The organism is Nakamurella alba, assembly GCF_009707545.1.
In the GTDB taxonomy this organism is placed as follows: Bacteria; Actinomycetota; Actinomycetes; order Mycobacteriales; family Nakamurellaceae; genus Nakamurella; species Nakamurella alba.
Window position 1 is genome coordinate 321349 of sequence record NZ_WLYK01000002.1, and the last position, 25557, is coordinate 346905.

General features: G+C 71.5%; 23 protein-coding genes. 11 read left to right on the forward strand and 12 right to left on the reverse strand.

From position 1 onward, the window contains the following. Positions 1–6: 6 nt before the first annotated feature. Both sucC and GIS00_RS10040 read right to left on the reverse strand, forming a co-directional pair. Positions 7–1173 carry an ADP-forming succinate--CoA ligase subunit beta gene (gene sucC / locus GIS00_RS10035; RefSeq protein ID WP_322097794.1) on the reverse strand — a complete coding sequence of 389 codons (1167 nt, stop codon included), beginning with the start codon at positions 1171–1173 and terminating at the stop codon, positions 7–9. Positions 1174–1413: 240 nt separating this feature from the next. After that, the gene (locus GIS00_RS10040) at positions 1414–3444 is read right to left on the reverse strand and encodes a hypothetical protein (protein WP_154768280.1); all 2031 of its coding nucleotides are present in this window, start codon (positions 3442–3444) and stop codon (positions 1414–1416) included. Positions 3445–3743: 299 nt separating this feature from the next. Between GIS00_RS10040 and GIS00_RS10045 the strand changes: the two genes are divergently transcribed. Together GIS00_RS10045 and GIS00_RS10050 are read left to right on the forward strand one after the other, a co-directional pair. Continuing rightward, positions 3744–4097, forward strand: a complete 354-nt coding sequence (locus GIS00_RS10045; RefSeq protein WP_154768281.1) for a hypothetical protein — start codon at positions 3744–3746, stop codon at positions 4095–4097. Between the two features lie 71 nt (positions 4098–4168). Further along, on the forward strand, positions 4169–4618 hold the full coding sequence (locus GIS00_RS10050) for a hypothetical protein (RefSeq protein WP_407666828.1): 450 nt from the start codon (positions 4169–4171) through the stop codon (positions 4616–4618). A 92-nt stretch (positions 4619–4710) separates the two neighbouring features. Here the strand turns inward: GIS00_RS10050 and GIS00_RS10055 are convergent, their stop codons facing one another. After that, positions 4711–5451 (reverse strand): SDR family NAD(P)-dependent oxidoreductase, encoded by a 741-nt coding sequence (locus GIS00_RS10055; protein ID WP_154768282.1) that lies wholly within the window; start codon positions 5449–5451, stop codon positions 4711–4713. Positions 5452–5628: 177 nt separating this feature from the next. Here GIS00_RS10055 and GIS00_RS10060 point away from each other — a divergent pair, with 177 nt between their 5' ends. Then, positions 5629–6201: a TetR/AcrR family transcriptional regulator gene (locus GIS00_RS10060; RefSeq protein WP_154768283.1), complete on the forward strand. Its 573-nt coding sequence runs from the start codon at positions 5629–5631 to the stop codon at positions 6199–6201. Here the strand turns inward: GIS00_RS10060 and GIS00_RS10065 are convergent. Beyond that, the gene (locus GIS00_RS10065; RefSeq protein WP_154768284.1) at positions 6162–7175 is read right to left on the reverse strand and encodes a hypothetical protein; all 1014 of its coding nucleotides are present in this window, start codon (positions 7173–7175) and stop codon (positions 6162–6164) included. The two genes, GIS00_RS10060 and GIS00_RS10065, sit on opposite strands and share 40 nt — an antisense overlap. Positions 7176–7223: 48 nt before the next feature. Here GIS00_RS10065 and GIS00_RS10070 point away from each other — a divergent pair, with 48 nt between their 5' ends. Next, complete coding sequence (locus GIS00_RS10070) at positions 7224–7634, forward strand: hypothetical protein (RefSeq protein ID WP_154768285.1); 411 nt, start codon at positions 7224–7226, stop codon at positions 7632–7634. Between the two features lie 833 nt (positions 7635–8467). Here GIS00_RS10070 and GIS00_RS10075 read toward each other — a convergent pair. The 4 genes from GIS00_RS10075 to GIS00_RS10090 all read right to left on the reverse strand — a co-directional run bounded on the left by GIS00_RS10075 (position 8468) and on the right by GIS00_RS10090 (position 14107). Then, a complete protein-coding gene (locus GIS00_RS10075) occupies positions 8468–8644 on the reverse strand; it encodes a hypothetical protein (RefSeq protein WP_154768286.1) in 177 nt (58 codons plus the stop codon). A gap of 81 nt (positions 8645–8725) precedes the next feature. Next, the gene (locus GIS00_RS10080) at positions 8726–9697 is read right to left on the reverse strand and encodes an isopenicillin N synthase family dioxygenase (RefSeq protein WP_154768287.1); all 972 of its coding nucleotides are present in this window, start codon (positions 9695–9697) and stop codon (positions 8726–8728) included. Beyond that, positions 9697–11118, reverse strand: a complete 1422-nt coding sequence (locus GIS00_RS10085) for a purine-cytosine permease family protein (protein WP_154768288.1) — start codon at positions 11116–11118, stop codon at positions 9697–9699. Before GIS00_RS10085 ends, GIS00_RS10080 begins: the two co-directional genes overlap by 1 nt. 466 nt (positions 11119–11584) lie before the next feature. Beyond that, positions 11585–14107, reverse strand: a complete 2523-nt coding sequence (locus GIS00_RS10090; RefSeq protein ID WP_154768289.1) for a UvrD-helicase domain-containing protein — start codon at positions 14105–14107, stop codon at positions 11585–11587. 188 nt (positions 14108–14295) lie between these two features. Between GIS00_RS10090 and GIS00_RS10095 the strand changes: the two genes are divergently transcribed. The 4 genes from GIS00_RS10095 to GIS00_RS10110 all read left to right on the forward strand — a co-directional run bounded on the left by GIS00_RS10095 (position 14296) and on the right by GIS00_RS10110 (position 17464). Next, entirely contained in the window at positions 14296–15726 is a 1431-nt protein-coding gene (locus GIS00_RS10095; protein ID WP_154768290.1) for a DUF222 domain-containing protein, read from the forward strand. A gap of 263 nt (positions 15727–15989) precedes the next feature. Then, positions 15990–16529 carry a peptidase gene (locus GIS00_RS10100; protein WP_322097795.1) on the forward strand — a complete coding sequence of 180 codons (540 nt, stop codon included), beginning with the start codon at positions 15990–15992 and terminating at the stop codon, positions 16527–16529. A gap of 117 nt (positions 16530–16646) precedes the next feature. Next, on the forward strand, positions 16647–17147 hold the full coding sequence (locus GIS00_RS10105) for an SRPBCC domain-containing protein (RefSeq protein ID WP_154768291.1): 501 nt from the start codon (positions 16647–16649) through the stop codon (positions 17145–17147). Then, on the forward strand, positions 17144–17464 hold the full coding sequence (locus GIS00_RS10110; protein ID WP_322097796.1) for an ArsR/SmtB family transcription factor: 321 nt from the start codon (positions 17144–17146) through the stop codon (positions 17462–17464). The genes GIS00_RS10105 and GIS00_RS10110 overlap by 4 nt, the downstream gene beginning before the upstream one ends. Here the strand turns inward: GIS00_RS10110 and GIS00_RS10115 are convergent, their stop codons facing one another. Genes GIS00_RS10115 through GIS00_RS10125 form a run of 3 tightly spaced genes read right to left on the reverse strand, consistent with a single transcriptional unit; the run spans position 17465 to position 20819 of the window. Then, positions 17465–18988: an AtzH-like domain-containing protein gene (locus tag GIS00_RS10115; protein WP_154768292.1), complete on the reverse strand. Its 1524-nt coding sequence runs from the start codon at positions 18986–18988 to the stop codon at positions 17465–17467. Positions 18989–18993: 5 nt separating this feature from the next. Beyond that, a complete protein-coding gene (locus GIS00_RS10120) occupies positions 18994–20085 on the reverse strand; it encodes an acetamidase/formamidase family protein (RefSeq protein WP_154768293.1) in 1092 nt (363 codons plus the stop codon). Continuing rightward, positions 20082–20819: a FadR/GntR family transcriptional regulator gene (locus tag GIS00_RS10125; RefSeq protein WP_322097797.1), complete on the reverse strand. Its 738-nt coding sequence runs from the start codon at positions 20817–20819 to the stop codon at positions 20082–20084. The genes GIS00_RS10120 and GIS00_RS10125 overlap by 4 nt, the downstream gene beginning before the upstream one ends. A gap of 123 nt (positions 20820–20942) precedes the next feature. Between GIS00_RS10125 and GIS00_RS10130 the strand changes: the two genes are divergently transcribed. The 3 genes from GIS00_RS10130 (at position 20943) to GIS00_RS10140 (ending at position 24193) form a co-directional block, all read left to right on the forward strand. Beyond that, a complete protein-coding gene (locus tag GIS00_RS10130) occupies positions 20943–21656 on the forward strand; it encodes a YoaK family protein (protein WP_230313357.1) in 714 nt (237 codons plus the stop codon). 72 nt (positions 21657–21728) lie between these two features. Then, on the forward strand, positions 21729–22922 hold the full coding sequence (locus GIS00_RS10135; protein ID WP_154768370.1) for a pyridoxal-phosphate-dependent aminotransferase family protein: 1194 nt from the start codon (positions 21729–21731) through the stop codon (positions 22920–22922). Beyond that, complete coding sequence (locus tag GIS00_RS10140; protein WP_154768296.1) at positions 22919–24193, forward strand: allantoate amidohydrolase; 1275 nt, start codon at positions 22919–22921, stop codon at positions 24191–24193. Before GIS00_RS10135 ends, GIS00_RS10140 begins: the two co-directional genes overlap by 4 nt. A 62-nt stretch (positions 24194–24255) precedes the next feature. On the opposite strand, the gene GIS00_RS10145 is transcribed toward GIS00_RS10140, so the two are convergent. Next, positions 24256–25443 carry an AAA family ATPase gene (locus tag GIS00_RS10145; protein ID WP_322097799.1) on the reverse strand — a complete coding sequence of 396 codons (1188 nt, stop codon included), beginning with the start codon at positions 25441–25443 and terminating at the stop codon, positions 24256–24258. Positions 25444–25557: the final 114 nt, after the last annotated feature.

The following is a 25557-nucleotide window of genomic DNA, read 5'->3' on the forward strand; positions in this document are numbered from 1 at the left end:
GGGGTTTCAGTTCTGGGCGGCGAGCGCGGCCGCGGCGTCGGCGCCGGCGTCCATCGTGTCGGCCAGGGTGACGAGCGGGTGGTTGGCGTCGGCCAGGATCCGCCGGCCGAGCTCCACGTTGTTGCCGTCGAGCCGGACGACCAGCGGCTTGTTGGCCTCGGCGCCGAGGATCTCCAGCGCCTTGACGATGCCGTTGGCGACCGCGTCGCACGCGGTGATGCCGCCGAAGACGTTCACGAAGACCGACTTCACGTCCGGGTCGGACAGGATGATGTCGAGCCCGTTGGCCATCACCTCGGCGCTCGCGCCGCCGCCGATGTCGAGGAAGTTCGCGGGCTTGACGCCGCCGTGCGCCTCGCCGGCGTAGGCGACGACGTCCAGCGTCGACATGACCAGCCCGGCACCGTTGCCGATGATCCCCACCTGGCCGTCGAGCTTGACGTAGTTGAGGTTCTTCTCCTTGGCACGCAGCTCCAGCGGGTTCTCCGCGGCGTTGTCGACCAGGGCGGCGTGGTCCGGGTGCCGGAACTCGGCGTTCTCGTCCAGCGAGACCTTGCCGTCGAGGGCGATGACCTCGCCGTTGGGGGTCAGCACCAGCGGGTTGACCTCGACCAGGGTGGCGTCCTGGGCGGTGAAGACGTCCCAGAGCTTGATCAGGATCTGGACGATCTGGTCCTGCACCTCGGTCTTGAACCGGGCGGCGGCCACGATCTCCTCGGCCTTGGCCTGGTCGACACCGACGATGGCGTCGACGGGGACCCGGGCCAGCGCCTCGGGGCGCTCGACGGCGAGCTCCTCGATCTCCATGCCGCCTTCCTTGCTGGCCATGGCCAGGTAGGTGCGGTTGGAGCGGTCGAGCAGGAAGGAGACGTAGTACTCCTCCTCGATGTCAGCGGCAACGGTGACCAGCACCTTGCGCGTGACGTGGCCCTTGATGTCCAGGCCGATGATGTCCTTGGCCTTCTCCTTGGCGGTCGCCGCGTCGGGGCAGTACTTCACGCCGCCGGCCTTGCCACGTCCACCGGTCTTCACCTGGGACTTCACCATCACCGCGGTGCCGTACTCGGTGGCGATGGCCTCGACCTCCTCGGGGGTCTCGGCCGTCCGGCCCTTGGTCACGGGTACACCGTGAGCCGCGAAGAGATCCTTCGCCTGGTACTCGTACAGATCCACGTGCGTCGCTCCCGCTTCGTCGCCGGGCACCGCGAGATCCCGCGGCCCCGGAGGTGGGTTGGAATCGGGTCCACCGCGGCGGGGCCAGATACCGGGCGCGCCGTGGGCCGTCGCGGACGAGGGTATCGGCCGCGGTCGATCCGGGGCACTTCGGGAACCGCCGTTCACAGGTGAGCTTGCCCACGCACCGCCGCTCCGGAGCCTCCGGAGGGCGATCCGGATGCCGTGCAGGGCGTCGGGTCAGCGCCCGGCGGGTCGGCCGGGTGACTTCCGCGCGGCGGGACGACCCCGACCGCGTCCCGATGTGCCCGTGCTTCCCGGGGCCTTGCCTTTCGGCTTTCCGGCCGACCTGCCGGATGCCTTGCCGCTCGCCGGCCCGGGCCGCTCCCCCGGGATCCGCGTCGGGGCGACGGCCGGGATCCGGCCGGCGAGCACAGCGAGCACGGCGGCCGCCACCACCACCAGGACGGCGACCACGATCACCGCGAAGGTGCCGGCCGCGGTCGCGAAGGCCTCGGCGGCGGCCGGCGCAGGGACGACCAACCGCACGGTCAACACGGCGGCGGCACCCAGCCCGCAGCCGAGCACCGCCTCGGGCCGGGCGCTGCGGGTCATCGCGAACACCGCACCGACCGCGGCCAGGGTGAGGATCCAGACACCGACCGAGTCGACGCCGTAGCCGGACAGCAGGGTCGGTGAGTCCCGCAGTCCGGACCGGTAGGCCGGCAGCAGACCGGACAGCACCACCAGCGCCATCAGCACCAGGCCGGGGACCAGCGCACGGCGGCGGAGGGCGCCCGCCGGCTCGTCGGCGGGCCACTGCTCGGCGGTGTCCGCGTCGCTGCGCAGCACCACTGTCGCGGTGACCGCGGCGGCGAGGCCGAGCACCACCGCAGCCAGCCCCCACCACATGCCGGGACCGAGGGACCAGGAGTGCGCCTCGATCCCGTAGGCCTCGGTGATCGCCGGGGTCGGCACGAACGCCGACGCGCTGGTCTCCAGTTCGCTGTAGACCACCAGGCCGGCGGCCACCCCGAAGGCCGGCACCGCCCACAGCACCGACGCCGCGGCCCGACCGACCGGGCCGACCCGCGGGAGCAGCGCGGCCACCCCGGCCACCGCGAACAGCAGCGCGGCGAGCCGGAACGGCGGCGGGATCGGCGCGGAGGCGGTGAAGACCGGGTCCAACGTGACGCCGACCGGATCCGGTGCACCGTCCAGGTACAACCCGGAGGTGCTCGAGGCGAACCAGGCGGCGAGGGCCGCGAGCAGGAGCAGGACACCGGGCAGCAGCCGGGTGAACCACGACGGCCGACCGGGGTCGTCGGCAGCCGGGGCGTCGGTGACCGCCACCGTCCCGCGGGCGGCCAGCGCGCCGGCGCCGACGATCAGCAGGGCCCCGACCAGGCCGATCCACGGCCCGGCCCCGATCGACAGGTCGGCCGACCCGGCGGCGGTCAGCGCCGTCAACGGCCCGACCGCGGACGCGGCGGCGACGCCGCCGAGCAACGGCAGGGTGAGCCCGCGCGGCAGCGCCGCGGCGATGAGCACCGCCGCCAGCCCGACCGCGACCAGCACCAGCGCCGCGACCAGACCCCACAGCCCGAGGGAGGCGGGCAGCCGGCGGAGGTCGAGGAAGCCACCGGAGTACGGGATCACCGCGGAGCCGATCAGCACCCCGACCAGCCCGAGTGCGGCGAGCAGGATCAGCGGGGTGTTCCGTCCCGACGACGCGGGATCGGCACCGGCCGGATCCGCGGCGGCATCGTACGGACCGGGCAGACGTGCCGTGGCGCCGAAGATCTCGCTCTCGGCGAGGAAGAGCCGCCGCGCCAGCAGCGCGGCGGCGAGCACACCTGCCGCGATCATCATCAGGTCGCCGGCGACCAGCAGCAGTGCACCCGGGCCGAGGCCGAAGGGCAGGCTGAAGGCCGACGTCTCGTGGAACAGCTCGGGCCGGATCGCGTTCTCCGGGTCGCCCAGCGCGTCCAGGTCGGCGATCGCGCGCGCGATCGCCGGCAGCCCAGCACCGGCGACGGCGAACACCCCGGCGATCGGTGAGCGCAGCGCGACCAGCACCGCGACCACGGCGGGCAACAGCGTCCACCAGACGGCCCCGGCGGACACCCCGACCGCCCCGCCGTCGCCGGGCCGCACCACGCCCGCAGCCGGGGACAGCGCGACCAGCACGGCACCGACCAGCAGCCCACCGGCAACGGTGAGGGCCGTGGTCCGGGCCACCGGCCGCGACGAGACGGTGGTGATGCTCACGGGCACCGCCGGCGGGTCGGCCGCAGCCCCACGCGACGGGCCCGGGGCCCGTCGGCGACGGGTCGGTCGGACACGGGACGGCCCCCGGTTACGGCAGAATGCACCCGACGACGGTAGCAACCCGGGGAGTGTTGCCCAGGTTGCGCGCGCCGCGCCGGGCGATCCGACCCGCACTCACCGGAAGCGTGTCGCCGCAGGTCGGAGAGCCGTCGGCCGCCTGCATCGGTGGCCGCCGGGGCAGTACCAGGAGATCGCCACGAGCGGGCGCGAGGACAGCGGAGGCGGTCGGTGAGCACCCGATGATCCCGGCACTGGGCTACGGGCTGCTGGCGGCCGGGCTGGTCCTCGGCGTCTGGACCGGCTGGCAGACCTACCGCCGCCGGCCGACCTCCGAGGCGCAGATGGTCGGCGCCATCGTGGTCGAGGCCGGGCTGCTGGTGCAGGCGGTGATCGCCCTGATCCGGATGGGCGGTGCAACCCTCACCGAGCCGGTGACCTTCATCGCCTACACGGTCGGCGTGCTGCTGCCGTTGCCGTTGGGCTTCCAGCTGGCCCGGATCGAGCGCACCCGCTGGGGGTCGTTGTCGCTGTCGTTCACGGCGGTCGTGGTGGCCGTGATGAACCTCCGGCTGCTGCAACTATGGACATCGTGAATGCGCCGAACGTCCCGGACCCGGCCGGTACCCGGGACCCCGGGGAGCCTGCGGTCGGCATCGACCCGGCAGTGTCCGGTGACGGCACGGTTGATCGGACCGAGGGTCCGGACGACGCGCCGCCGACCGGACCGCGCCGCATCCTGATCGCGCTCTACTCGGTGTTCGCGCTTGCGGCGACAGCCCGTGGCATCGTGCAGATCTCGGTGCAGTTCGACGATGCGCCGCTGGCGTACTCGCTGTCGCTGTTCTCCGGGATCGTCTACATCTGCGCGGCGATCGGGCTGCTCACAGCCAGGTCCTGGTCCCGGCCGCTCGCCTGGATCGCCTGCGGCACCGAGCTCGTCGGGGTACTGGTGATCGGCGTGGCCAGCCTGCTGGACCCGGCGGCCTTCCCGCACGACACCGTGTGGTCCAGGTTCGGCAGCGGGTACGGCTACTTCCCCGTGCTGCTGCCGGTGCTGGGACTGATGTGGCTGCGGTACAGCGCTCCCGGTCGGGACCGCGACCCGGTCGACTAGCGCGGCTTGCCGTGCGGTGGACCGGCCCGGGCCCGGTCGCGTGGACCGGGCCCGGACCGGAGCTGGTGGGAGCCGTGGATCGGGTGTGCGGGTCAGACGGCGAGGAACCCGCCGTCGACCACGTACTCGGCGCCGGTGATGAACGAGGCGTCATCGCTGGCCAGGAAGGTGATGACGGCCGCGACCTCCTCGGGCTTGCCCAGCCGGCCCATCGGGGTGGCGGCGCGCAGGCCGTCGCGGTCGGTCTCGCCGAGGATCGGGGTGTCGATGAATCCCGGGTGCACCGAGTTGACCCGGACACCCGCGGCCGCCCACTCCAGGGCGACGTTCTTGGTCAGGATGCGGACCGCGCCCTTGGCCGCGTGGTAGGCCGGGCTGGTGCCGAAGCCGCCGGAGATGCCGAACATCGAGCTGGTGTTGACCACGGCGCCGTGACCACTGGCCTTGAGCGCGGCCGCGGCGGCCTTCGTCCCCAGGAAGACGCTGGTCTGGGTGACCGCCACGACCTTCTGCCAGGTCTCGAGCGAGGTCTCCTCGATCGTGCCGTTGTCGCCGATACCGGCGTTGTTCACGAGGATGTCGAGCTTCCCGAAGGTCTCGACGGTGGTGGCGACCGCCGCCGACCACCCCTCCTCGCTGGTGACGTCCAGGTGCACGGCGAGCGCCGAGGCGCCGTTGGCGGTCAGCTCGGCGGCCACCACGTGCGCCTTGGCGTCCTGGACGTCGGCGATGACGACCGCGGCACCCTCGGCGGCCATCCGGGTGGCGGTGGCCAGGCCGATACCGCTGGCACCCCCGGTGACGAGCGCGACGCGACCTTTGAAGCGGGACATGACTTTTCCTTCCTCCGGTGGCGGCGCCACGGGAGGTGATCGGGTGGTGTCGCCGGTGGGCCCGGCGCCCTTGTCGGCGTCCGGACCCGCTGTTCGCCGGCAGCTTGCATGGTTCACGCAGTCCTGCCAGATAACCGACATCTGTCGGCTAACGTCGTGGATCGTACGCTTCTCCGCATGGTCGATGCGCGCCAACAACGCACCCGGGAGCGGTTGCGGGAGGCGATCCTCGCGCTCGGGACCCGGGGACCGGTGAGCGGAATCACGATGGCCGAGCTCGCGGGGACGGCGGGGGTGAACCGGTCGACGGTCTACGAGCACACCACGTCGCCGCAGGCGCTGCTCGAGCAGGTGCTGCTGGACGAACTCGACCGGGTACGCGAGCGCCATCTCGTCGGCCTGACACCTGAGCTGGCGGGCGCGGCCTCCCGGGCGGTGATGATCGACGTGCTCGCGCACGTCGACGACCACGCGGAGATCTACCGTCGCGGTCTGGGCGATGCGTCCCGCCCCGGTCCCCTGCTCGCCGTGCTGGCCGGCCACTTCCGCGAGTCGGTGCGGCTGATCCTGGCGGGGGGTGCCGTCCGACCGCCGCCCGGTGCGCCGCCGGCGGAGACGATCGCGCGGTTCATCGGTGACGGCGCCGCCGGTGCGGTCACCAGCTGGTTGGACGGGGACGGCGGGCGGGATCCCGAGGAGTTCGCCGACGCCTACGGGACCCTGGTGCCGACCTGGTGGCTGGGCGCCTGACCGCTGACCGTGGACCGCTGCGCCGGACCCGCTCCGGGGGCCTGTGCTCGCACGGCACCGAAGCCGAGCACGATCGCCAGCAGCACCGGCAGCTCGAGGAACGCGTGGTAGCTCGCCAGTGCCGAGTACACCGTCCGGCCCTGGCCGTAGTCGACGACGAACAGCACCAGCAGCAGGGCGCCGACGCCGAGGCCGAGCGCCCAGGTCCGCCATCCGCGCAGCCAGGGCACTTTCGCCTCGAAGGCGGCGGTCGTTGCGGGCGCGTAGCGCGGGAGGAAGAACACCCACACCACGAAGTGCATCAGCTGCAGGAAAGCGAACACCGCTAGGAACCGACCACCCGCGGTGGTCCCCCACAGTCCCGGCGGGGTCGTGCCGGCGATCACCGCCCCCGCCTGACCGGTGAACAGGCCTGCTGCGGCGTCGGCACCGGTGATCCACCGGTCCAGCAGTCCGGACAGGATCACCGCGGGTACCACCAGGACCCAGGTCAGCTGCACTGCAAGGAAGGTGATCCGGACACGGGGGGCGAACCGCTGCGCGAAGTCCCAGAGGAAGACCAGCGGGACCAGGTTGTGCAGGTGGGTGATCACGACGACGTGGTAGACCGGCCACAGCAGCGAGGTGATGGTTCCCAGCGCCAGCAGGGCGGACATCGCGGCGAGCGCGAGCCGGTGGTGCCGCAGTCCGGTCCACACCGCGGCGAACAGCACGCCGTAGGTCAGCAAGATCTCCAGCCTCATGGTCCAGGCGGTGCTGATCAACGCCCCGACCAGCCGGACCAGCACGATGCCGGTGACCAGGGTCAGCAGCAGCCGGAGCAGCGGCCCGGCCAGCAGTGAGGAGAAGCGCCCGCCGATGTACCGGAGCTCCAGCACGTTGTGCAGGACGCCGAAGACCATGAGTGCGATGGCCGTGGTCGCCAGCGGCGCCCGTAGCGCGAGGCCGAGCGAGAGTGCCGCGGCGAGCAGCAATCCCAGTGTTCCGGCCCGTGCGGCCGGATCGGTGCGCAGGATGTTGCGATGACCGATGTCCGCGAGTGGGCGGTGGCCTTCGTGTTCACCTGTGTGATCGAGGTGCCGATCTACACCCTGCTGCTGCGCCGGTGGTGTCGATGGCCGGTCGGCCTGCTGCTGGCGATCGGCGTCAATCTGCTGACCCACCCGCTGCTGTGGATCCTGTTGGCCGGCGGCTGGCTGGTGGACCTCGTCGGGTCGGGCACCGGCTGGCTCGCGGTGATGATCGGTGCCGAGATCGCGGTGTGGCTGGTCGAGGCGTCGGTGCTGAACTGGGTGCTCCGTCGCCTGGCCCGTTCCGGGACCGATGGCGCCGGGAGCGGGCGCCGGCCACCGGTTTTCGCCGACGTCGCGCTGATCGCCGCGTTGGCCAACCTCTGTTCGTTGGCCGCCGGGTTCGTGCTCTGGCTGTTCTGACACCCGGGTGATCGTTCCTGCGGCGACTGGCCCGGCGTGGTTCGTGACGGTGTCGATCGTGGCGTCCCGCCGGCTCACGGTCACGGCGCGTCGGGTCCCGTCCCCCACGGTGGGTTGTTCGGCGGTGGACTGTTCGGCGGTGGGTTGTTCCGAGGTGGGTGGCCGGGCTGCCATTGTCCAGGTGGCGGTTGATGTCCCCGCGGCGGTCCTTGGTGGCCCGGTGAGGGCCGGGCACCCGGAGGTGCTCCCGGCGCGGCACCGGTCTGCGGGTGGCCGGCTGGACTGTACGGTCCTCCCGATTGCGTCATCCCAGCGGTGTGGCCGACCGGCCCCGGTCCCGGCGTCCACGGGCCTGCCGGTCCCGGTCCGCCGTGGTGCGCACCGCCTGTCGCTGCACGACGCCGGATCATCAGGGCGACGACCACAGCGATCGCCGCCACGGCGACAACGATGAGCACGACCACCACGACGACCGGCGTACCCGAGCTCGTCGTCGCGGGGGTGACGCCCGGATTCGTCGCCGGGACGGTCGCGGACGCACCGCCGGGGTCGGTGAGGATCGGCACCGTCGGGAAGGTCGGGTCGGTGGTGGGCGGTTCCGGAGCGATGTCCCTCGGCAGCACCGCGGGATCCTTCGGCAGCAACGGGACTGCGCGCATCGGTCCGCCTCTCGCCGGCATCCGGTCACGGCGACCGCGACCCGGGACAGCAGGAGCATGGCACCGGAACTCCGCCCGCGCAGCACATTCCGGACACTGCCCTCCGGTCGGCAGAGCCTTCTGGTGCCACCTGTCCGGCCGACTGCGAGCGCGGGCCGCTGGGCCCGGCGGCTGTCAGGCGCGCGGATCCTCCGGACGGCCGTGCGCGCGCCGGCGTCGACGGACCGACCGGGCCACCAGCAACAGGGCGCCGAGCACCACCAGGACGAGCACGACGACCACCACGATCGGGACGACCGTCTCCGACGGACTCGGTGCGATGTCCGCCAGGACGTCGACGGTGCTGCGCATGTGCCCTCCGTCGGTCGCCTGCCGGTGCAGGGTCAGCCTACGGCCGACCACCTCCACCAGCAGCGGGACCGCCGTGGGGTTTCAGCCGACGGTGATCGCGTCCAGCAGCTTCTTCAGGAAGACCGAGGAGGTGACCGGTTCGTGGTCGTTCTCCCTGCCGAGAGGTGGTTGCAGAGCGACGATCTCGGCGTCGTGATCGGCCTCGTGGAAGTAGACCAGTGACACCAGGTCCTCGTCCGGCGCCTCGGCCTGCGGCGGCAGGACCCGGTGCCGGTTGGAGATCCACCGGTCACCGCTCCACCGTGCGAGCAGGTCCCCGGTGTTGATGGTGAACGCATCGGGGTGGAACGGCGCGTCCTCCCACTCACCGTCGGGGCTCCACACCTGCAGGCCGCCTTTGCCCGGCTGACGGTCGAGCACGGTGAAGGTGCCGAAGTCGGTGTGCGGCCCGATCCGGAACTGTCCCGGTTCGGGCTCGCCCGCCTCGTCCATCGACGGATAGCGGTTGATGTTCAGGGTGTGCGTGGCGCGCTCCGTCTGCCGGGTGAAGAGGTCGGGTTCGGCACCCAGCGCCACCGCCGCGATCTTCAGCAGTTCCTGCGCCAGCTCCTGCATCTGCTCCAGGTAGCGGCCGACGACCGGTTCCAGCCAGGGGATCTCGGACGGCCAGACGTTGTCGGCGAACCAGAAGTCGTCGGTCTCCGGGTCGCCGGTCTGGTCCGTGGTGCGGTCGGCCCCGATCGAGTACGACTCCTTGAGATCCGGTGGGGTGACGGTGCCCTCGGCGAACCCGTTCGCCTCGACACCGGGCGGCAGCCACCCACGGCCACCGACCGTCACCGCGTACTGCTCCTTGACCTCGTCGGGCAGCTCGAAGAAGCTGCGCGCCGCGATGCGCACGCCGGCGCGACACCCCCGGGTCACCCCGTGCCCGGTGACCAGGAAGAAACCGACGCGCTGCAGCGCCTCGTCGACCTGGGCGGCCACCGCCGCCATTCCCTCCGGTTCGCCGGAGTACCAGGGTTCCAGGTCGATGATCGGGACGCTGCCCATCAGGCCGCCTTCGTCGTGCTGTCGGTCGAGGGGGCGTAGGTGATCGGGTCGGCCAATGGTTTCACCAGCGCCGCGTAGAGCGCGAAGGCGATGACGAAGCCGACGACGAAGGTCAGGTCACCGATCGACGGGTTCGCGGCCGCGATCGGCCCGGTGTAGAAGACCTGGGCGGAGAACAGCCAGATCGAGGCCACGGCACCGACCAGCATCGCGATCGGACCGGCCCAGTTCCGGTACTTCCGGTCGGTGTAGACCGTCTCGCCGGGCCGGTACCGGCGCAGGATGCGGTCGGCGAACACCACGCCCAGCCACGGTCCGACCCAGTAGGCGATGACGAGCAGGAACTCCTCGTAGTTCTCGATGTGGTTCAGCCCGATGGCGGCCACCACGAACCCGGCGATGCTCATCACCACCGCGATGATCGCCCGTAGCGACGGCGTGCGGAGCGTGATTCCCATCGCGGCGAACGAGATCGAGCTCGAGTACATGTTCAAGGCGTTCGCGGCGATCGCCCCGAGAGCGATACCGAGCAGGGTGAGGTTACCGAGCCAACCCGGCAGCACGCTCGTGTAGCCGTCGGTGGGATTGCCGTCGAAGCCCGGGCCGAGAGCGGTGAACGCCGCGGCGCCGAAGGATTCCAGCAGCACGCAGGAAACGAAGAGTCCGATGCCGGCGAAGATCCCGGCCTTGCGTCCGCTGCCCGGCGGCAGGTAGCGGGTGTAGTCGGCGCCGTAGGGGTTCCAGCCGGCGGAGTACCCGAAGGTCGCACCCAGCAGCACCCACCAGGCGCCGGGGAACGCGCCGGACCCGGAACCGCCGATGTCGGCCTCGGTGAAGATGACGATCCCGCCGACGACGAAGATCAGCGTGAGCACCGGTGCCGCGAACCTCTCGAAGACCTGGATCAGGTTGTGGCCGAAGAACGCGAGCGCGAGCATCAGTGCCACCACGATCACCAGGCTGACGTAGCCGTTGAGCCCGGTCAGGGCCGACAGGGCGAGCGCACCGCTCACGCTGTTCACCGCGAACCAGCCGACTCCGGCCACCAGCGTGTTGATGCCGGCGGGCAGGATGTTGCCGATCCGGCCGAAGGCCCGGCGGGAGAGCACCATCTGACACAGGCCGGTGTCCGGACCCCAACTGGAGAGCACGGCGTGCGAGATCGCACCGAGCAGGGTGCCCAGCACCACGGCCGAGAACGTCTGCCAGAAACTGAGCCCGAAGATGATGCCGAGCGCGCCGACGTAGATCGTCGCGAACTCCATGTTCGGCGAGGTCCACGTCCACAGCAGCTGCAGCGGCCGGCCGTGCCGTTCGGCGAGCGGGATCTGCTCCGCCCCACCGGGTTCGACGGCCACCACCTTCGCGCCGTAGTGGCGATCGCCCTGCAGAGCAGGTTCCGGCGCGATGGTCGACGACATGGCGTGAATGGTTCGCCCGGCTCACCCTCACTTCAAGTACGCGGGTGTCAACACTGTGTTACAGCAACACTGCGAGCTGGCGCTCGCGGGTCGCTCGTCTTGTCAGGGATCCCGCGTCCTGCGCTTCTCGCCTCTGAACATGGCGAGCTGGCGCTCGCGGGTCACTCGTCTCGTAGGGGATCCCGCGTCCTGCGCTTCTCGCCTTCGTTCGTTCCTCACTCCGGCTGCGATGCTCGACCGCACGATCCCGACGAGCGACCGATTCCTCGCTGCGATGCTCGTCCGGCATGATCCCGGACCAGCAACCGGGGGGAGAGGCACACTGCACGCTCGCCGTGTCCTGGTCGCTCGTCGGGATCGTGCGGGCGAGCATCGCAGCACGAAGCGAGGCACGAGCAGAGTGCGAGACGCGCAGTACGCGGGATCCCTGACAGGACGAGCGACCCGCGAGCGCCAGCTCGCAGAGTTACAACTTGGTCATGGGGACGCCGCCGATGAGCATCAGGCGGATCGTGCCGGCGGTGCCGAAGTCGATGGTGGCGGTGGCGCGCACTCCGGTGCCGGACACCTCGGTGACCTTGCCCAGCCCGTACTTGTCGTGGTTGACCCGATCGCCCGCGGACAGTTCCAACGGCGGGCGGTTGATCGACCGCGACCGGGCAGGCGATCCGGCGCCGAACCGGGAGGCGGTGACCGGCGCCGACCGACCGCCGTAGCGCGACCCGGAGTCGTCGGACTCGTAGCGATTGCCGCCGAAGTATCCACCGGGACCGAAGGAGTCGGGTCGGTCGACGTACGGGGTGTGTTCGACCACCCGGCGCCAGTCGATCAGTTCCTCGGGGATGTCGGACAGGAATCGGGAGGCCGGGTTGGCGGCCGGCTGACCCCAGGCCGACCGCTGCACGGCGCGGGTGACGTACAGCCGCTGCCGGGCACGGGTGATGCCGACGTAGGCAAGTCGCCGCTCCTCGGCCAGCTCCTTGTCGTCACCCAGCGCCCGCTGGTGCGGGAACATCCCGTCCTCCATGCCGGTGAGGAACACGACCGGGAACTCGAGACCCTTCGCGGTGTGCAGCGTCATCAGGGTGACGACACCGTCCTCGGAGTCCGGGATCTGGTCGGCGTCGGCCACCAGCGACAACTGCTCCAGCACGGCGGCGAGCAGTTCGGGTCCGGTCTGCGGGGGCGGCGCGGGTGCGTCGTCGTCGGTGACGTCGGGGCCGAGATCGGCCAGTGCCCCGGCGGCCCCGCCACCGCCGAGCAGCAGTTCGGCGTTCTCCCGGAGCACGGTGACCAGCTGCTCCAGGTTCTCCAGCCGCGACCCGTCCTGCGGGTCGTCCGAGCCCTCCAGCTCGGCCCGGTAGCCGGACCGCTCGAGCACCTCGGTGAGCAGTGTCGCCGGGTCGGCGCCGTCGTCCATCTGCTGCCGCAGGACGGTCATCATGTCGTTGAAGCCCTTGATGGCGTTCGCGGACCGTGATGCCAGGAAAGGGATCTCGGCCACCTTGTCCAGGGCCGCACCGAAGGTGATGCGCTCCTGCTCTGCGTGGTGCGCGACGGTCGCCTCGGCGCGTTCGCCGATGCCGCGTTTGGGGACGTTGATGATGCGGCGCAGGGAGACCTCGTCGTCCGGGTTGGCCACGGCCTTGAGGTAGGCCAAGGCGTCCTTGACCTCGCGCCGCTCGTAGAAGCGCACGCCGCCGACAATCCGGTACGGCATTCCGGTGCGGACGAACACGTCCTCGATCGCCCGGGAGGCCGCATTGGTCCGGTAGAAGATCGCCACGTCGCCGTAGCGGACGTCCCCGGTGTCGGAGAGCTGGTCGATCTCCTGACCGACGAACCTGGCCTCGTCGTACTCGCTGTCCCCGACGTAGCCGATGATCTTCGGCCCGTTGCCCTCCGCGGTCCACAGGTTCTTGGCCCGGCGCTCACGGTCCTTGGAGATCACCGAGTTCGCGGCGGACAGGATGTTCTGCGTGGATCGGTAGTTCTGCTCGAGCAGGATCGTCGACGACTCCGGGTAGTCACGCTCGAACTCGACGATGTTGCGGATGGTGGCGCCACGGAACGCGTAGATCGACTGGTCGGCGTCACCGACGACCACGAGCTCGCCCGGCGGCAGCGCGTCTCCGCTGCCGGTGCCGTCGTCGGCGGCGGCCTGCTCGGCCAGGCTCGGTCCGACCAACTGGCGGACCAGCATGTACTGGGCGTGATTGGTGTCCTGGTACTCGTCGACCAGGACGTGCCGGAACCGGCGCCGGTAGTGCTCGGCGACAGCGGGGAAAGCCTGCAGCAGGTGCACCGTCTCCATGATCAGGTCGTCGAAGTCGAACGCGGAGGCGGCGTGCAACCGGCTCTGGTAGTTCGTGTACACCGAGGCGATCAGACGCTCGAGGTCGTTGCTCGCCCGGTCGGTGGCCGTCTCCGGGTCGATCAGCTCGTTCTTCAGGTTCGAGATCGCGCCGGCCAGGCTCCGCGCGCTGTTCTTCTTCGGGTCCAGCTCGAGGTCCTGCACCACCATCTGGACGAGCCGCTGGGAGTCCGCGCTGTCGTAGATCGTGAAGCCGGACCGCACCCCGAGCGTGGACGCCTCGTTGCGCAGGATCCGCACGCAGGCGGAATGGAACGTGGAGACCCACATCGCGCGGGAGCGGTTACCGACCAGGTCGGCGACCCGCTCCTTCATCTCGGCGGCGGCCTTGTTGGTGAAGGTGATGGCCAGGATCTCCCCCGGCTGCGCACCGCCTGCGGCCAGCAGGAAAGCGATCCGGCGGGTCAGCACCCTGGTCTTGCCGGACCCGGCGCCGGCCACCACCAGCAGCGGCGATCCGCGGTGCTGGACGGCCGCCTGCTGCTGCGGGTTGAGGCCCTCGAGCAGCGGAGCGGCTCGCTCGTCGAGCCGCGCCTGCAGCGCCGAGGACGTCCGGCCACGCGCAGCGGCGGGGCGGGACGGGGTCGCATCGGGCAGGTCGAACAGGCTCGTCATATCGGCGCTCACGCTACCCGGCCGGCCCGACAGCGAGGCCGTTCGCGGAGCCGACCGGTGGACAGTGCCGGTCCGGCCGCCCGAATGCGCTCGATCCGTCCGTGCCAGGTTGTCCACAGACCCGGATCGATCCACACCGGGCGGAGTTCTCCTCGTGCACGGGGGGCCGGTCGCACACGCTGGGCGCCATGGGGGACACCACCAACACCACGCCCATCGTCGAGTCGGACCTGCGTGCCGCTCCGCCGGATGACATCGCCACCGTGATCGAACGTGGCCAGGGGACGGACCTGGAGGCCATCCTGGACCTGGTCCGGGAGGCCGCACGCTCGGTCACCGACAACCACGGCCGGATCAGCAACATCACCGTGCTCGAGCAGTTGGTCGGCGTGTGCGCGGCCGAGCAGGCCCGGTTGACGAACGACTTCCGGAAGGTCGTCGAAGCCGAGAACCCGGTCACGTCCGAACGCGGGAAGAAGAAGCGCAAGCGCGACGTCACCGGGCAGATCGCGCTTGCCCGTCGTCGGTCCCCGTACCACGGTGGGCGAGCCGTGGCGCTCGCCGGAACCCTGTGCGAGGACATGCCACACCTGCTGGCGGCCCTCGACGCCGGCGACATCACCGAGTACCGCGCGGGCCGGATCGCCAAGGTGGCCGAGAAACTGCCCCAGGCCAGGCGTGCCGTCCTGGACGAACGTCTCGCACCCCGCCTGCCCGGCCTCGACGACAAGACCTGCCGGGACGAGGCGAAGGCGATCGCCTGCGAACTCGAACCCGGGATCTTCCTGCAGGCCCAGGAAGAAGCCGTTGCGGAGCGCAAGGTCTCGCTACAGCCGGCCGACAACGGGATGAGCCGGCTCACCGCCCTGATCCCTGCCGCGCACGCCATGGCCGTGTGGGACTGCCTGAAGAAGATCGCTCGGGCGGACGCCGTCGAGGGCGACCCCCGCAACCTCGACCAGCAGATCGCGGATGCCTTCGTCCGGCTCTGCAGCGGTGGTGCCGTCGGCGGGTGCACGGCCGAAGGCGTCCCGCTCGACCTCGCGGGCACGATTGTCCTCAACGTCGTCATGTCGGACCGCGCCCTTTTCGACGGGGACGACGTGGCGGCCTACCTGATGGGCTACGGCACCATCCCGGCCGAGTACGCCCGGTCGCTCGCCGGTCTCGTCGGCCCGGCCACCCGGACCTATCTGCGACGGCTGTTCACCGATCCGGTGACCGGCCGGCTCCACGACATGGACCAGCAGCAGCGCTACTTCCCGGACAGCGCCAAGATGTTCCTGCGGCTCCGGGACCGGATCTGCCGGACGCCGTACTGCACCGCGCAGATCCGGCATGCCGATCACATCCTCGGCCACGCCGCCGGTGGTCCCACTTCCCTGGTGAACGGGCAGGGGGAGTGCGCGTTCTGCGGTCTGGTCAAGGAGGTGGCGGGCTGGTGGCACCGTCGCGACGAGGACACCGGCGTGGTCACGATCACCACTCCGACCGGACACACGTATTCGTCTCCCGAGCCCACTCCCCCGACGTCCTCGCCGTGGACCTCCGGGCCGCTCGACGACGGTCGGCCGGCCGACATCGAGCGTGAGGCGGCCGACCTTCACGCTTCCGCGTGATCCCATCCCTGGTCGCGTGATGTCGCGATCGGGAGCCGGAGCCCCGGATCCACTTGATGTTTCGATCCGGACGCGGGCGTGTGACGACACCGTTGCGGGTCGAGCGAGAGTCGGCCAACTGCGGCGTGTCTGCGCAGCTCAGGGGGACCTGATGCGGAAGATCAGCGGATCGGACATCCAGAGTCGTTGGCACTCACCGGGTCTTGTGTGCCAGCCGGTGCTCGTCGCACGATCACCCTGAGGTCCCCGCACAGGAGGTCGCAGTGGAAGCGCAACCGTCGTCGCCCCAGTCCGTCGAAGTCTCCGCGTTCCAGGCCGACGGACTGCTGTCCGGGTTCGTGGTGTCCGGCCGGTGGCCCGAGACCACGCTGGAATGGTTGAAGTTCCTGGTGTTGGCCGTCCGGGTGGCGAGCGTCCCGGGTCTGCTGCCGATGACCACCGTCTTCTCCGTCCGGGAGGAGCTGCCGGACAACCCGCATCCGGGCACCGTCGGCCTGGTCCTCTCCGAGGGCACCTTCGTCGGCGACACCGCTCTCCCACCGGGCCATTTCGCCGACCACCAGCCCGCCGGACTGTTCGTGCTGCACCCGCCGTCGGAGACCACCCCGGCCCTGCCGGAACTGGACGGCGTGGCGTCCGGATGCGTGCTGCTACCAGGTATCCCGCACCTCGGCCTGGACCATCGAGCAGGGTGGGCCCAGGCCGACCACACCGGTGCGGTGACGAGCATGGTCACCCGGGCCGGGATCGACCCGAAGGACGACGCCGACACCGCTGTCCTGGCGATGCTGCTGGCTGCCTAATCATCAATCTGCAATCCTCTGGTTGCAGATCAACTCCTTCGATGGCACAGTGGATGCAACGCGCGTGTTGCACATCCAACGGCCGGCGATCGCCGTGCCCACATCGAAGGAGCCACCATGTCAGGGACGTCCGGCACCATCAGCAGCGAGACCGACCGCATCGAACGCACTGTGCACATCGGCGCCCCGCCGGAGAAGGTCTGGGCCGCGCTCACCCGCGCCGATCTGATCGGCGGGTGGTTCGGCAATTCGGCCACCATCGATCTGCGGATCGGCGGCCGGTTGACGGTCACCTGGGACCTGCCGGACCCCGCGCCGGAGGACGACTCCTGCTACGGCACCTTCATCGGGATCGTGACCGAACTCGAGCAGCCGCTGGTGTTCGGATTCCGCTGGGCGCAGCAGCGTGACACCGAGCCGGCACCCGGGACTGCCACCGACGTGCGGTTCACCCTGGAGCCCGTGGCCGGGGGCACCGACCTGACCGTCGTCGAGACCGGTTTCGACGAGCTCGATGTCCCGGACCGAATCGCGGCGCGGCAGGGCAACGTCGAGGGGTGGACCTTCGAGCTGGACGAGCTGGTCGAGTTCCTCGCCCCGGGTACCTCCGGATCGTGACTGCCGCCACCGATCTCGTCCCGGTGTTCGCCGCGCTCGGGGACGACACCCGCTGGGGAGTGCTGCAGGCTGTCGGCGACAGTGCCCGATCCGCCTCGGCCCTGGCCAAGGTGCTGCCGGTGACCCGGCAGGCGATCGCCCGGCACCTGGCTGTGCTGGAGCAGGCCGGGCTCGTCGAGCAGGTCCCGGTCGGACGCGAGATCCGCTACCGGGCGGTGGGCGCCACGCTCAGTGCGGCAGCGCACCGACTGGCCGCCATCGGCGCGGCATGGGACGAGCAACTCGCTGCGATCAAGCGCATCGCCGAATCGCTCTGATCACGGCCGGGTCGCCGCCAGTGCGGCGGCCCGGTCGAGCAGCGCCAGATCGCTGCCACGTGGCCCGACCAGGCAGAGTCCGACCGGACCGCCCTCCACCGTCAGTCCGGGCACCGACACCGCCGGTCGTCCGGTGATACCGGCGACGCAGGTGAGGGTCAGGGTCGCGGCGCGCACCCGGTCCACCGCCTCCGGCGGATCGGTGAGCAGCGGCGGCGCCGAAGCGGCCGACGGCAGCACCAGCACGCCATCGCCCAGCGCCTCGTCCCACCGGGATCTGGCGCCGGCCAACACCTGCCGCGCGGCGGCGTCCTGCTCCACGGTCACTGCAGCTGCGATCTCGAACCGGCCGGCAGCAGCGCCCTTCAACGCACCGGGGTGCGAAGTGATCCACTCCCCGTGCACCTGCCACGCCTGGAACGCCTGGTGCACCCGGAATGCCTCGTACGCCTTCTCGAGATCCCCGAGGTCGACGGTGTTCCGCGTCCCGAGGCCGTCGACCGCGGCGGCCACGGCGGCGGCCACGTCGGCCGACGCCCGGGCGATCACCGCCGGATCCATCACCAGTCCGCCGCACCCCGCGGTCGCGGACGGCACCAGGACGGCAGCGGCCCGTCGGAGCAGCTCGGAGTCGCGGGTCAGCAGGCCGACCGTGTCGAAATCCGGCGCCAGTGCCAGCAACCCGTCGGTCGGTACCGACCCGTGCGTGGTCCGCAGACCCCACAGACCCTGGTAGGACGCCGGGACCCGAATCGATCCGGCGGTATCGGTGCCCAGGCCGATCTTCGCGGCGCCCAGCGAGACGGCGGTCGCCGACCCGCTGGTCGATCCGCCCGGCACCGCCCCGGTGACCACCGGGTTGACCGGCGCACCGTAGTGCTCGTTGGTGCCGGCGATGGAGTAGGCGAACTGGTCGGTCCGGGCGATGCCACGGACCGACGCACCGGCTGCCAACAGCAACCCCACTGCCGCCGCCGACGTCTCCGCCAGCGGTGATCCGGCCAGGTAGGCCGGCACCCCCGCGCCGACCTGATGTCCGGCGACGGCGAAGACGTCCTTGACCGCGATCCCCTCGCCGGCCAGCGGCCCGGACTCGGCACCGGCCACGAGCGGGTCGCCGACCACCCGCCAGACCGTCGGATCGAAGGTCTGCGGCGGCGGACCGACCTGGGCCGCTGTCACCTGCCAGGTGCCGTCGATGCGGCGCCAGAGCTGGGTCTGCAGACCACGTCCGCCGGAGGCGGCCAGTGTGACGACCATGATCAGCGCGGTGTCGGCGTCGACGACCTGCACGTGCAGGTCGCCCAGGGTGCGGGCAGGCGCCCCGCCCCGACCCCGCCGGAACGCGGCGATGGCCTCGTGGCCGACCAGCAGCCCGCCGCGGTCGCCGCGCAGGGTCTCCGGGCCGGCGGCGAAGAGGCTGTCCATGGCATCGATGTCGTCGGTCATCAGAGCCCGCTCGTAGGCGCGGAAGGCCTCCAGCAGCCCGTCCGGAACGGCGTCGGCCGGGTCGATCGGCGTCATCCTGGTCACCTCCGGAAGTCCTCGACGCGGATCCGGGCGTGCACGCCCTTGACGATGTCGACCACCTGCGAGATGTCGAAGTCGGTGGCGGCGGACAGGTACGCGTAGGCATGCACGGCGTCCATCCCGAACCTGGCCTGCAGCAGGGCGATCGCCGCCCGGACGCAGTTCTGCACGGCGACGTCCAGGTCCGGGTCCATCCCGGTCGGCACCAGGTACTCGGCCGTCTCGGCGAGGGGGCCGATCAACTCGCCGAACTCGGCGACCGCCTGCTCGGCGGGGATCACGTCGAAGCGGACCGTCGCGCGCAGGGACGCCTCCATGGCGGTGAGCGACACCTCGCCGTCTCCCTGCGCGAAGTGCGGGTCACCGACGTAGGCCAGGGCATCCGCCACCTGCACCGGCAGGTAGAGGGACGAGCCCGCGGTCAGCAGGTTGATGTCGATGTTGCCGCCGTGCGGCCCGGGCGGGACCGAGTGCGGGCGCTGCTCTTCCGCGACCGCCACGCCCATGATCCCGAGGAACGGCCGCAGCGGGAACGTCACCTCACGGTCGGAGCCGGCGGCCAGCGGCAGCACCCCCAGATCACCGTCGGCGGTGCGCCGGGCGGCGGCGAAGACGCTGACATTGCCCGGGCCTGCCGGGTACTCGCCGACCAGTGCACCCTTGCCGTGCCGGTTGGAGATCACCCCGTACGGCACCCGCAGCTGCGTCGACTCCAGCGTCATCCGCAGCAGGTCCCCGGGCCGCGCACCGGTGACGGCGATCGGGCCGGTCACCACGTGCGGACCGTCGACGGCGGGGTCGTGCGACCGGTCGGAACCGGCCAGCGCGATCCCCTCGGCGAGCACCTGCTCCGGGTCGACCCCGTGCCCGCCGAACCAGGCCCGCGGGTCCCGCCCCTGGTCCTCGAGAATGCCCTCGTGGCTGAGCGTGTCGACGGTCACCGAGGTGCCGGGGTCGATCCGCAGCACGGGGGCGTCGGCCGCGCAGGGCAGCCGCCCCCACAGCACCTGCTCCGGATCACAGGACAGGTACACCGATCCGTCGACCGGACCCGTTCCGGTCTGCAGGATCTCGTCGTTCCAGGGGATCATCGGTCTCCTCGGGCGGTGGGATCAGCAGCCGGTTCGACCAGCTGGGCGACGTCCTGCAGGTGCCGGGTCATCGCGGCCTCGGCGGCCCCGGCGTCGTGCACCGCGACGGCCGCCAGGATCGCACGGTGGCCCTCGACGCTGGACCGGCGCCCCGCCCGGGTGGCGTGCGACCGCCGCCGGACGTCGGCGGTCCACCCGCTGACCAGGTCGCACAAGGTGACCAGCAGCGGGTTGCCGCTCGCGGTCGCCAGTTGCACGTGGAAGTCCCGGTCCAGGGCCAGTGATTCGTCCGGCGAGAGGCCGGCGTGCGAGTCGGTGAGGATCCGCTCGAGCTGCGCGAGATCGGTGTCGGTCGCCCGGGCTGCGGCCAGGCCCGCGATCCGCGGTTCGATCACCAGTCGGAGCTCGGCGACGTCGGCCCGTTCCCGGCGGCCGTCGGCGACGTCGTCCATCAGCTCGGCGAGGTCCTGGGCGCGGGCATCGGGCGGCAGCACGATGGTGCCGCGACCCGGCCGCCGGTCCACCACCCGGCGCCGTTCCAGGGCGTGCAACGCCTCGCGCACCGAGGTCCGGGACACCGCCAGCCGTTCGGCGAGTTCCCTTTCGGTGGGCAACTTGTCGCCCGGTGTCAGCTCGGTGGCGATGAGCTGCTCGAGGTAGGCGCCGATCTCCCCGCTGACCGACCGCGGGCGCCGGATCACCGGGACGGCGGCGCCGGGCACGGACTCACTCACCGCCACCCCTCCGATCGCGCGCACCTCGCCATACCTGGTTGGTTGGTCGGACCAAGTATGAGACACTGGGCGCCGACCGGGCAAGCCGCCCGGCGCAGCGAGCGGAAGGTGTGGATGCCGGCGATGGCCACCTCGACGCGCCAGGTGCAGTTGATGCTCGCCCTCACCTTCTCCACCGGCATCGGAGACGCCGTCGGCTATCTCGGCCTGGACCGGGTCTTCACCGGCAACATGACCGGCAACGTGGTCATCCTCGGTATGGGCCTGGTGGGTGCCGAGGGACTGCCCGTCACCGGCCCGCTGCTCGCCCTGGTCGGTTTCCTGGTCGGGGCCGCGGTCGGCGGCCGGGCGCTGAAGGGCCTGGACGCGGGCTGGTTCCCGCGGACCACGATCCTGCTGGCCGTGGTGGCCGTGGTCATCGCGGCGCTGGCCGGTCTGCTCTTCGTCTTCCCGCACCCGACGATCCCGGTGGCCGTCACCGTCACCACCCTGCTGTCGACGGCGATGGGTCTGCAGGCCGCGACCGCCCGGCACATCGCGGTCAAGGACGTCACCACCGTCGTCGTCACCTCGACCATCACCGCGATCGCCGCCGACTCCCCGCTCGGCGGCGGCTCCCCCAAGGGCTGGGAGCGCCGGCTCGGCGCGATCGTGCTGCTGATCCTCGGTGCCGCCGTCGGCGCGCTGCTGCTCCGGCTGCACATCGGCAGCGGCATCGCCCTGGCCGCCGTGGTGACCGCGGTGGTCGCCGTGGTCGGGCATCTCGGCCACCGCCCGCACCGCGCACCGAAGCCCACCGCAGGGCAGGGAAACAGCACAGAAACGTCCGCAGCCTAGGTTCGGCCGCACGGCCACCGGGAGGAGTCACCCGTGTCATTCGCTCAGATCAACCCGCCGCCCCGGCTGCTGATGGGGCCGGGCCCGATCAACGCCGACCCACGCGTGTTGCGGGCGATGTCCGCACCGCTGCTGGGCCAGTACGACCCGGCGATGACGGCCTACATGACCGAGACCCAGGAGCTCTACCGGCAGGTCTTCCGCACCGCCAACGACGCCACCCTGCTGGTGGACGGCACGTCCCGGTCCGGGATCGAGGCGGTGTTGGTGTCGCTGCTGGAGCCGGGTGACCGCGTGCTGGTCCCGGTGTTCGGCCGCTTCGGCCACCTGCTCAAGGAGATCGCCGAGCGGTGTCTGGCCGAGGTGCACGTGATCGAGGCGGAGTGGGGCACCGTCTTCGAGCCCGAGCAGCTGGAGGCGGCGATCGTCGAGGTCCGGCCGAAGGTGCTGGCCCTGGTGCAGGGCGACACCTCCACCACCATGTGCCAGCCGCTGGCCGACGTCGGGGAGATCTGCCGCCGGCACGGGGTGCTGTTCTACAGCGACGTCACTGCCTCCCTCGGTGGCAACGCCTTCGAGATGGACGGCTGGGGACTGGATGCCGCCACCGCCGGGCTGCAGAAGTGTCTGGCCGGCCCGTCCGGCAGTGCCCCGACGAGCCTGTCCGACGCCGCCGTCGAGGTGATCCGCTCCCGTAAGCACGTCGAGGCCGGGATCCGGGAGAGCTCCGACGATCTCGACGAGGAGGCCACGATCCGGCCGCGGATCCGGTCCAACTACTTCGATCTGGGGATGATCCTGGACTACTGGGGCCCGCGTCGCCTCAACCACCACACCGAGGCCAGCTCGATGCTCTACGGCGCCCGCGAGTGCGCCCGGCTGCTGGTCAACGAGGGCATGGGCACGGCGATCGAGCGGCACCGGCTGCACGGCGCCGCGATACTCGCCGGGGTGCAGGGTCTCGGACTGGAGGTGTTCGGCGATGTCGCGCACAAGATGAACAACGTGGTGGCGGTGGAGATCCCGGCCGGCCTCGACGGCGACGGCGCCCGCAGCGCGATGCTGCACGACTTCGGCATCGAGATCGGTACGTCCTTCGGACCGCTGCACGGCCGGGTCTGGCGGATCGGCACCATGGGCTACAACGCCCGGCACGACGCGGTGCTCGGCACCCTGGCCGCACTCGAGCAGGTGCTGCGCGGCGGGGGCCTGTCTCCCGTCCCCGGCGGCGGGGTGGCGGCCGCGAAGGAGGTCTACGCCGGATGAGCGCCCCGCTGTCCCCCGTCCCGACCGCGACCGAGGCCGGGATGCTCGACGGCCGGCTGGCACTGGACCGCTGCGACGAGCTCGCGACCATCTCCGCCCTGCCCGGCCGGATCGACCGCTTCTACCTGACCCCCGAGCACGCCCGGGGCAATGCCCTGGTGGCGCAGTGGATGTCGGCCGCCGGCATGACGGTGTGGCAGGACGAGGTCGGGAACCAGTGCGGTCGGTACGAGGGCACCGAGCCCGGGCTGCCGTCACTGCTGCTCGGCTCGCACCTGGACACCGTCCCCGACGCCGGCCGCTACGACGGCCCGCTCGGGGTGATGATCGCGATCGCCGTGGTGCAGCGGCTGCACGACCGGGGTGTGCGGCTGCCGTTCGCGGTGGACGTGCTCGGCTTCTCCGACGAGGAGGGCACCCGGTTCGGCACCGCACTCATGGGCAGCCGCGGCGCGGCGGGCACCTGGGACCCGGCCTGGTGGAACCTGGTGGACGACAACGGGACCGACCTGGCGACCGCGTTCCGCGAGTTCGGACTGGACCCGGCCGAGGTGGCCCGGGCCGGCCGCCGCAGCGAGGACGTGATCGCCTACCTGGAGGCGCACATCGAGCAGGGCCCGTACCTGGAGGACGCCGGCCAGCCGCTCGGCGTGGTCAGCTCCATCGCCGGTGCCCGCCGGTTCAACCTGGCGATCCTCGGCGAGGCCCGGCACGCGGGCGGCACCCCGTACGCCCGCCGCCGGGATGCCGCGATCGGCGCCAGTCACGCGGTGCTGGAGATCGAGAAGCTGGCCCGCGCCGCGGGTTGCATCGCCACCGTCGGCCGTTTGCAGGCCTATCCCGGCGGGGTGAACGTGATCCCGGGCCGGGTGGAGTTCAGCCTGGACCTGCGCGCCGAGTACGACGCCGACCGCGACCTGGTCTGGGAGAAGATCCACGACGCGATCCTGGCCCGTTGCGCGCGGCTGGGCCTGCGCTTCGTGGTGGAGGAGAACCACAGCGCGCCGGCGGTCTGGTGCGCGGACGACCTGCGGGCCGCCGTGCAGCACGGCATCAAATCGGTCGGCGGGGTCGAGCCGATGCAGATGTTCAGCCGGGCCGGCCACGACGCGATGGCGATCGCCGCGATCACCGGGATCGGCATGCTGTTCATCCGCTGCGAGGACGGGATCTCCCACCACGCCAGCGAGGCCGTCATGCTGGACGACGTCGCCGTGGCGATCGACGCCTTCGAGGCCACCGTGCTCGAGGTGGCCCGCCGGTACGCCTGAATCCCGACCGACCGACCGCAACGCACCCCGCCGACGCCACACCTGCTGCAGCAGCACAGCTGTCAGCGCGACGGCCAGCGCCAGGACGGACCGTCCAGCAGCCCCTGGTCCGCCACCGCGGTGCGACCGTCGGTCTTGATCAGCTCGGCGGCCGCCGTCCGCACGTCGAGAGCCTCGGCGGCGGCGGCGATCCCGGCGACCAGCGCCCGGGCGTGGGTGATCACCAGGACCTGGCACCGCCCGGCGGCCTGCGCGATCAGCGCGCCCAGCGCCGGCAGCAGGTCCGGGTGCAGGCTGGTCTCCGGCTCGTTGAGCACCATCAGCTCGGGCGGCCGCAGGGTGAGCAGCGCCGCCGCCCACAGCAGGTAGCGCAGCGTCCCGTCGGACAGCTCCACCGCGCGCAGCGGCCGCAGCACCCCCCGCTGCCACAGCTGCACCTCGAAAAGCCCGTCGTTGACTGCGATCTCCACGCGGCTACCGGGGAAGGCGGCGTCGACGGCCGCCCTGAGCTCCTGGTCGTCGCCGTTCTCCAGGATGGTCTGCAGGGCGGCGGCCACGTCGCTGCCGTCGGAGGCGAGCACCGGTGTCCGGGTGCCGGGCCGGGGGACCCGGGCCGGGGCGTGCCGGTCGGTGCGCACCGAGTCGTAGAACCGCCACTCCCGCAGGCGGTCGGCGAGCAGTACCGGTTCCGGGGCGCGGACCGGGTCGATGGCGTGGGTGAGGATGCTGCGGTAGGGCGCCAGGTTCCGGTGCAGCACCTGCAGCCGGCCGCGGTCGTCCTCGTCGCGTGCCCGCAGCAGCGGCCCGCCGCGCTCCACCAGGACGGTGGACGGCCGCAACACCGGTGCAGCCCAGATGGTCTCGTTCTTGATCTCCGGGTCCTGGACGAACTTCGTGCCGCCCGGCGGCGCCCCGACCGGCAGTCCGAAGTCGACCGCGTATCCGAGGTCCTCGCCGGTGAAGCCCAGACGGAGTGCGACCGGCGCCTTGCCCACCCGACCCTGGATCCGGCCGGACCGGTCCGCCACCCGGGCGCCGTCCGGACCGGCGTACAGCACCGAGCCGAGACCGCCCTCGGCCGCCAGCGCGCCGACCGCACCGTCCCTGGCCATCGCCGCGATCATTTGCAGGGACCGGTAGAGGCCCGTCTTCCCGGAACCGTTCGCCCCGGTGACCACCGTCAGCGGAGCCAGCGGCAGCACCAGGTCCTGCAGCGAGCGGTAGTTCTGCACCGCGACCGTGGTCAGCACCGTGCCACCGTAGGACCCGGGTCCGACACCCCGGGGTTGGCGGCGTCCCGAACATGTGGTTTCATCGCTGCATGGCCAGTCGAGAGTTTTACTTCGGGTACCGGACTCCGGTGC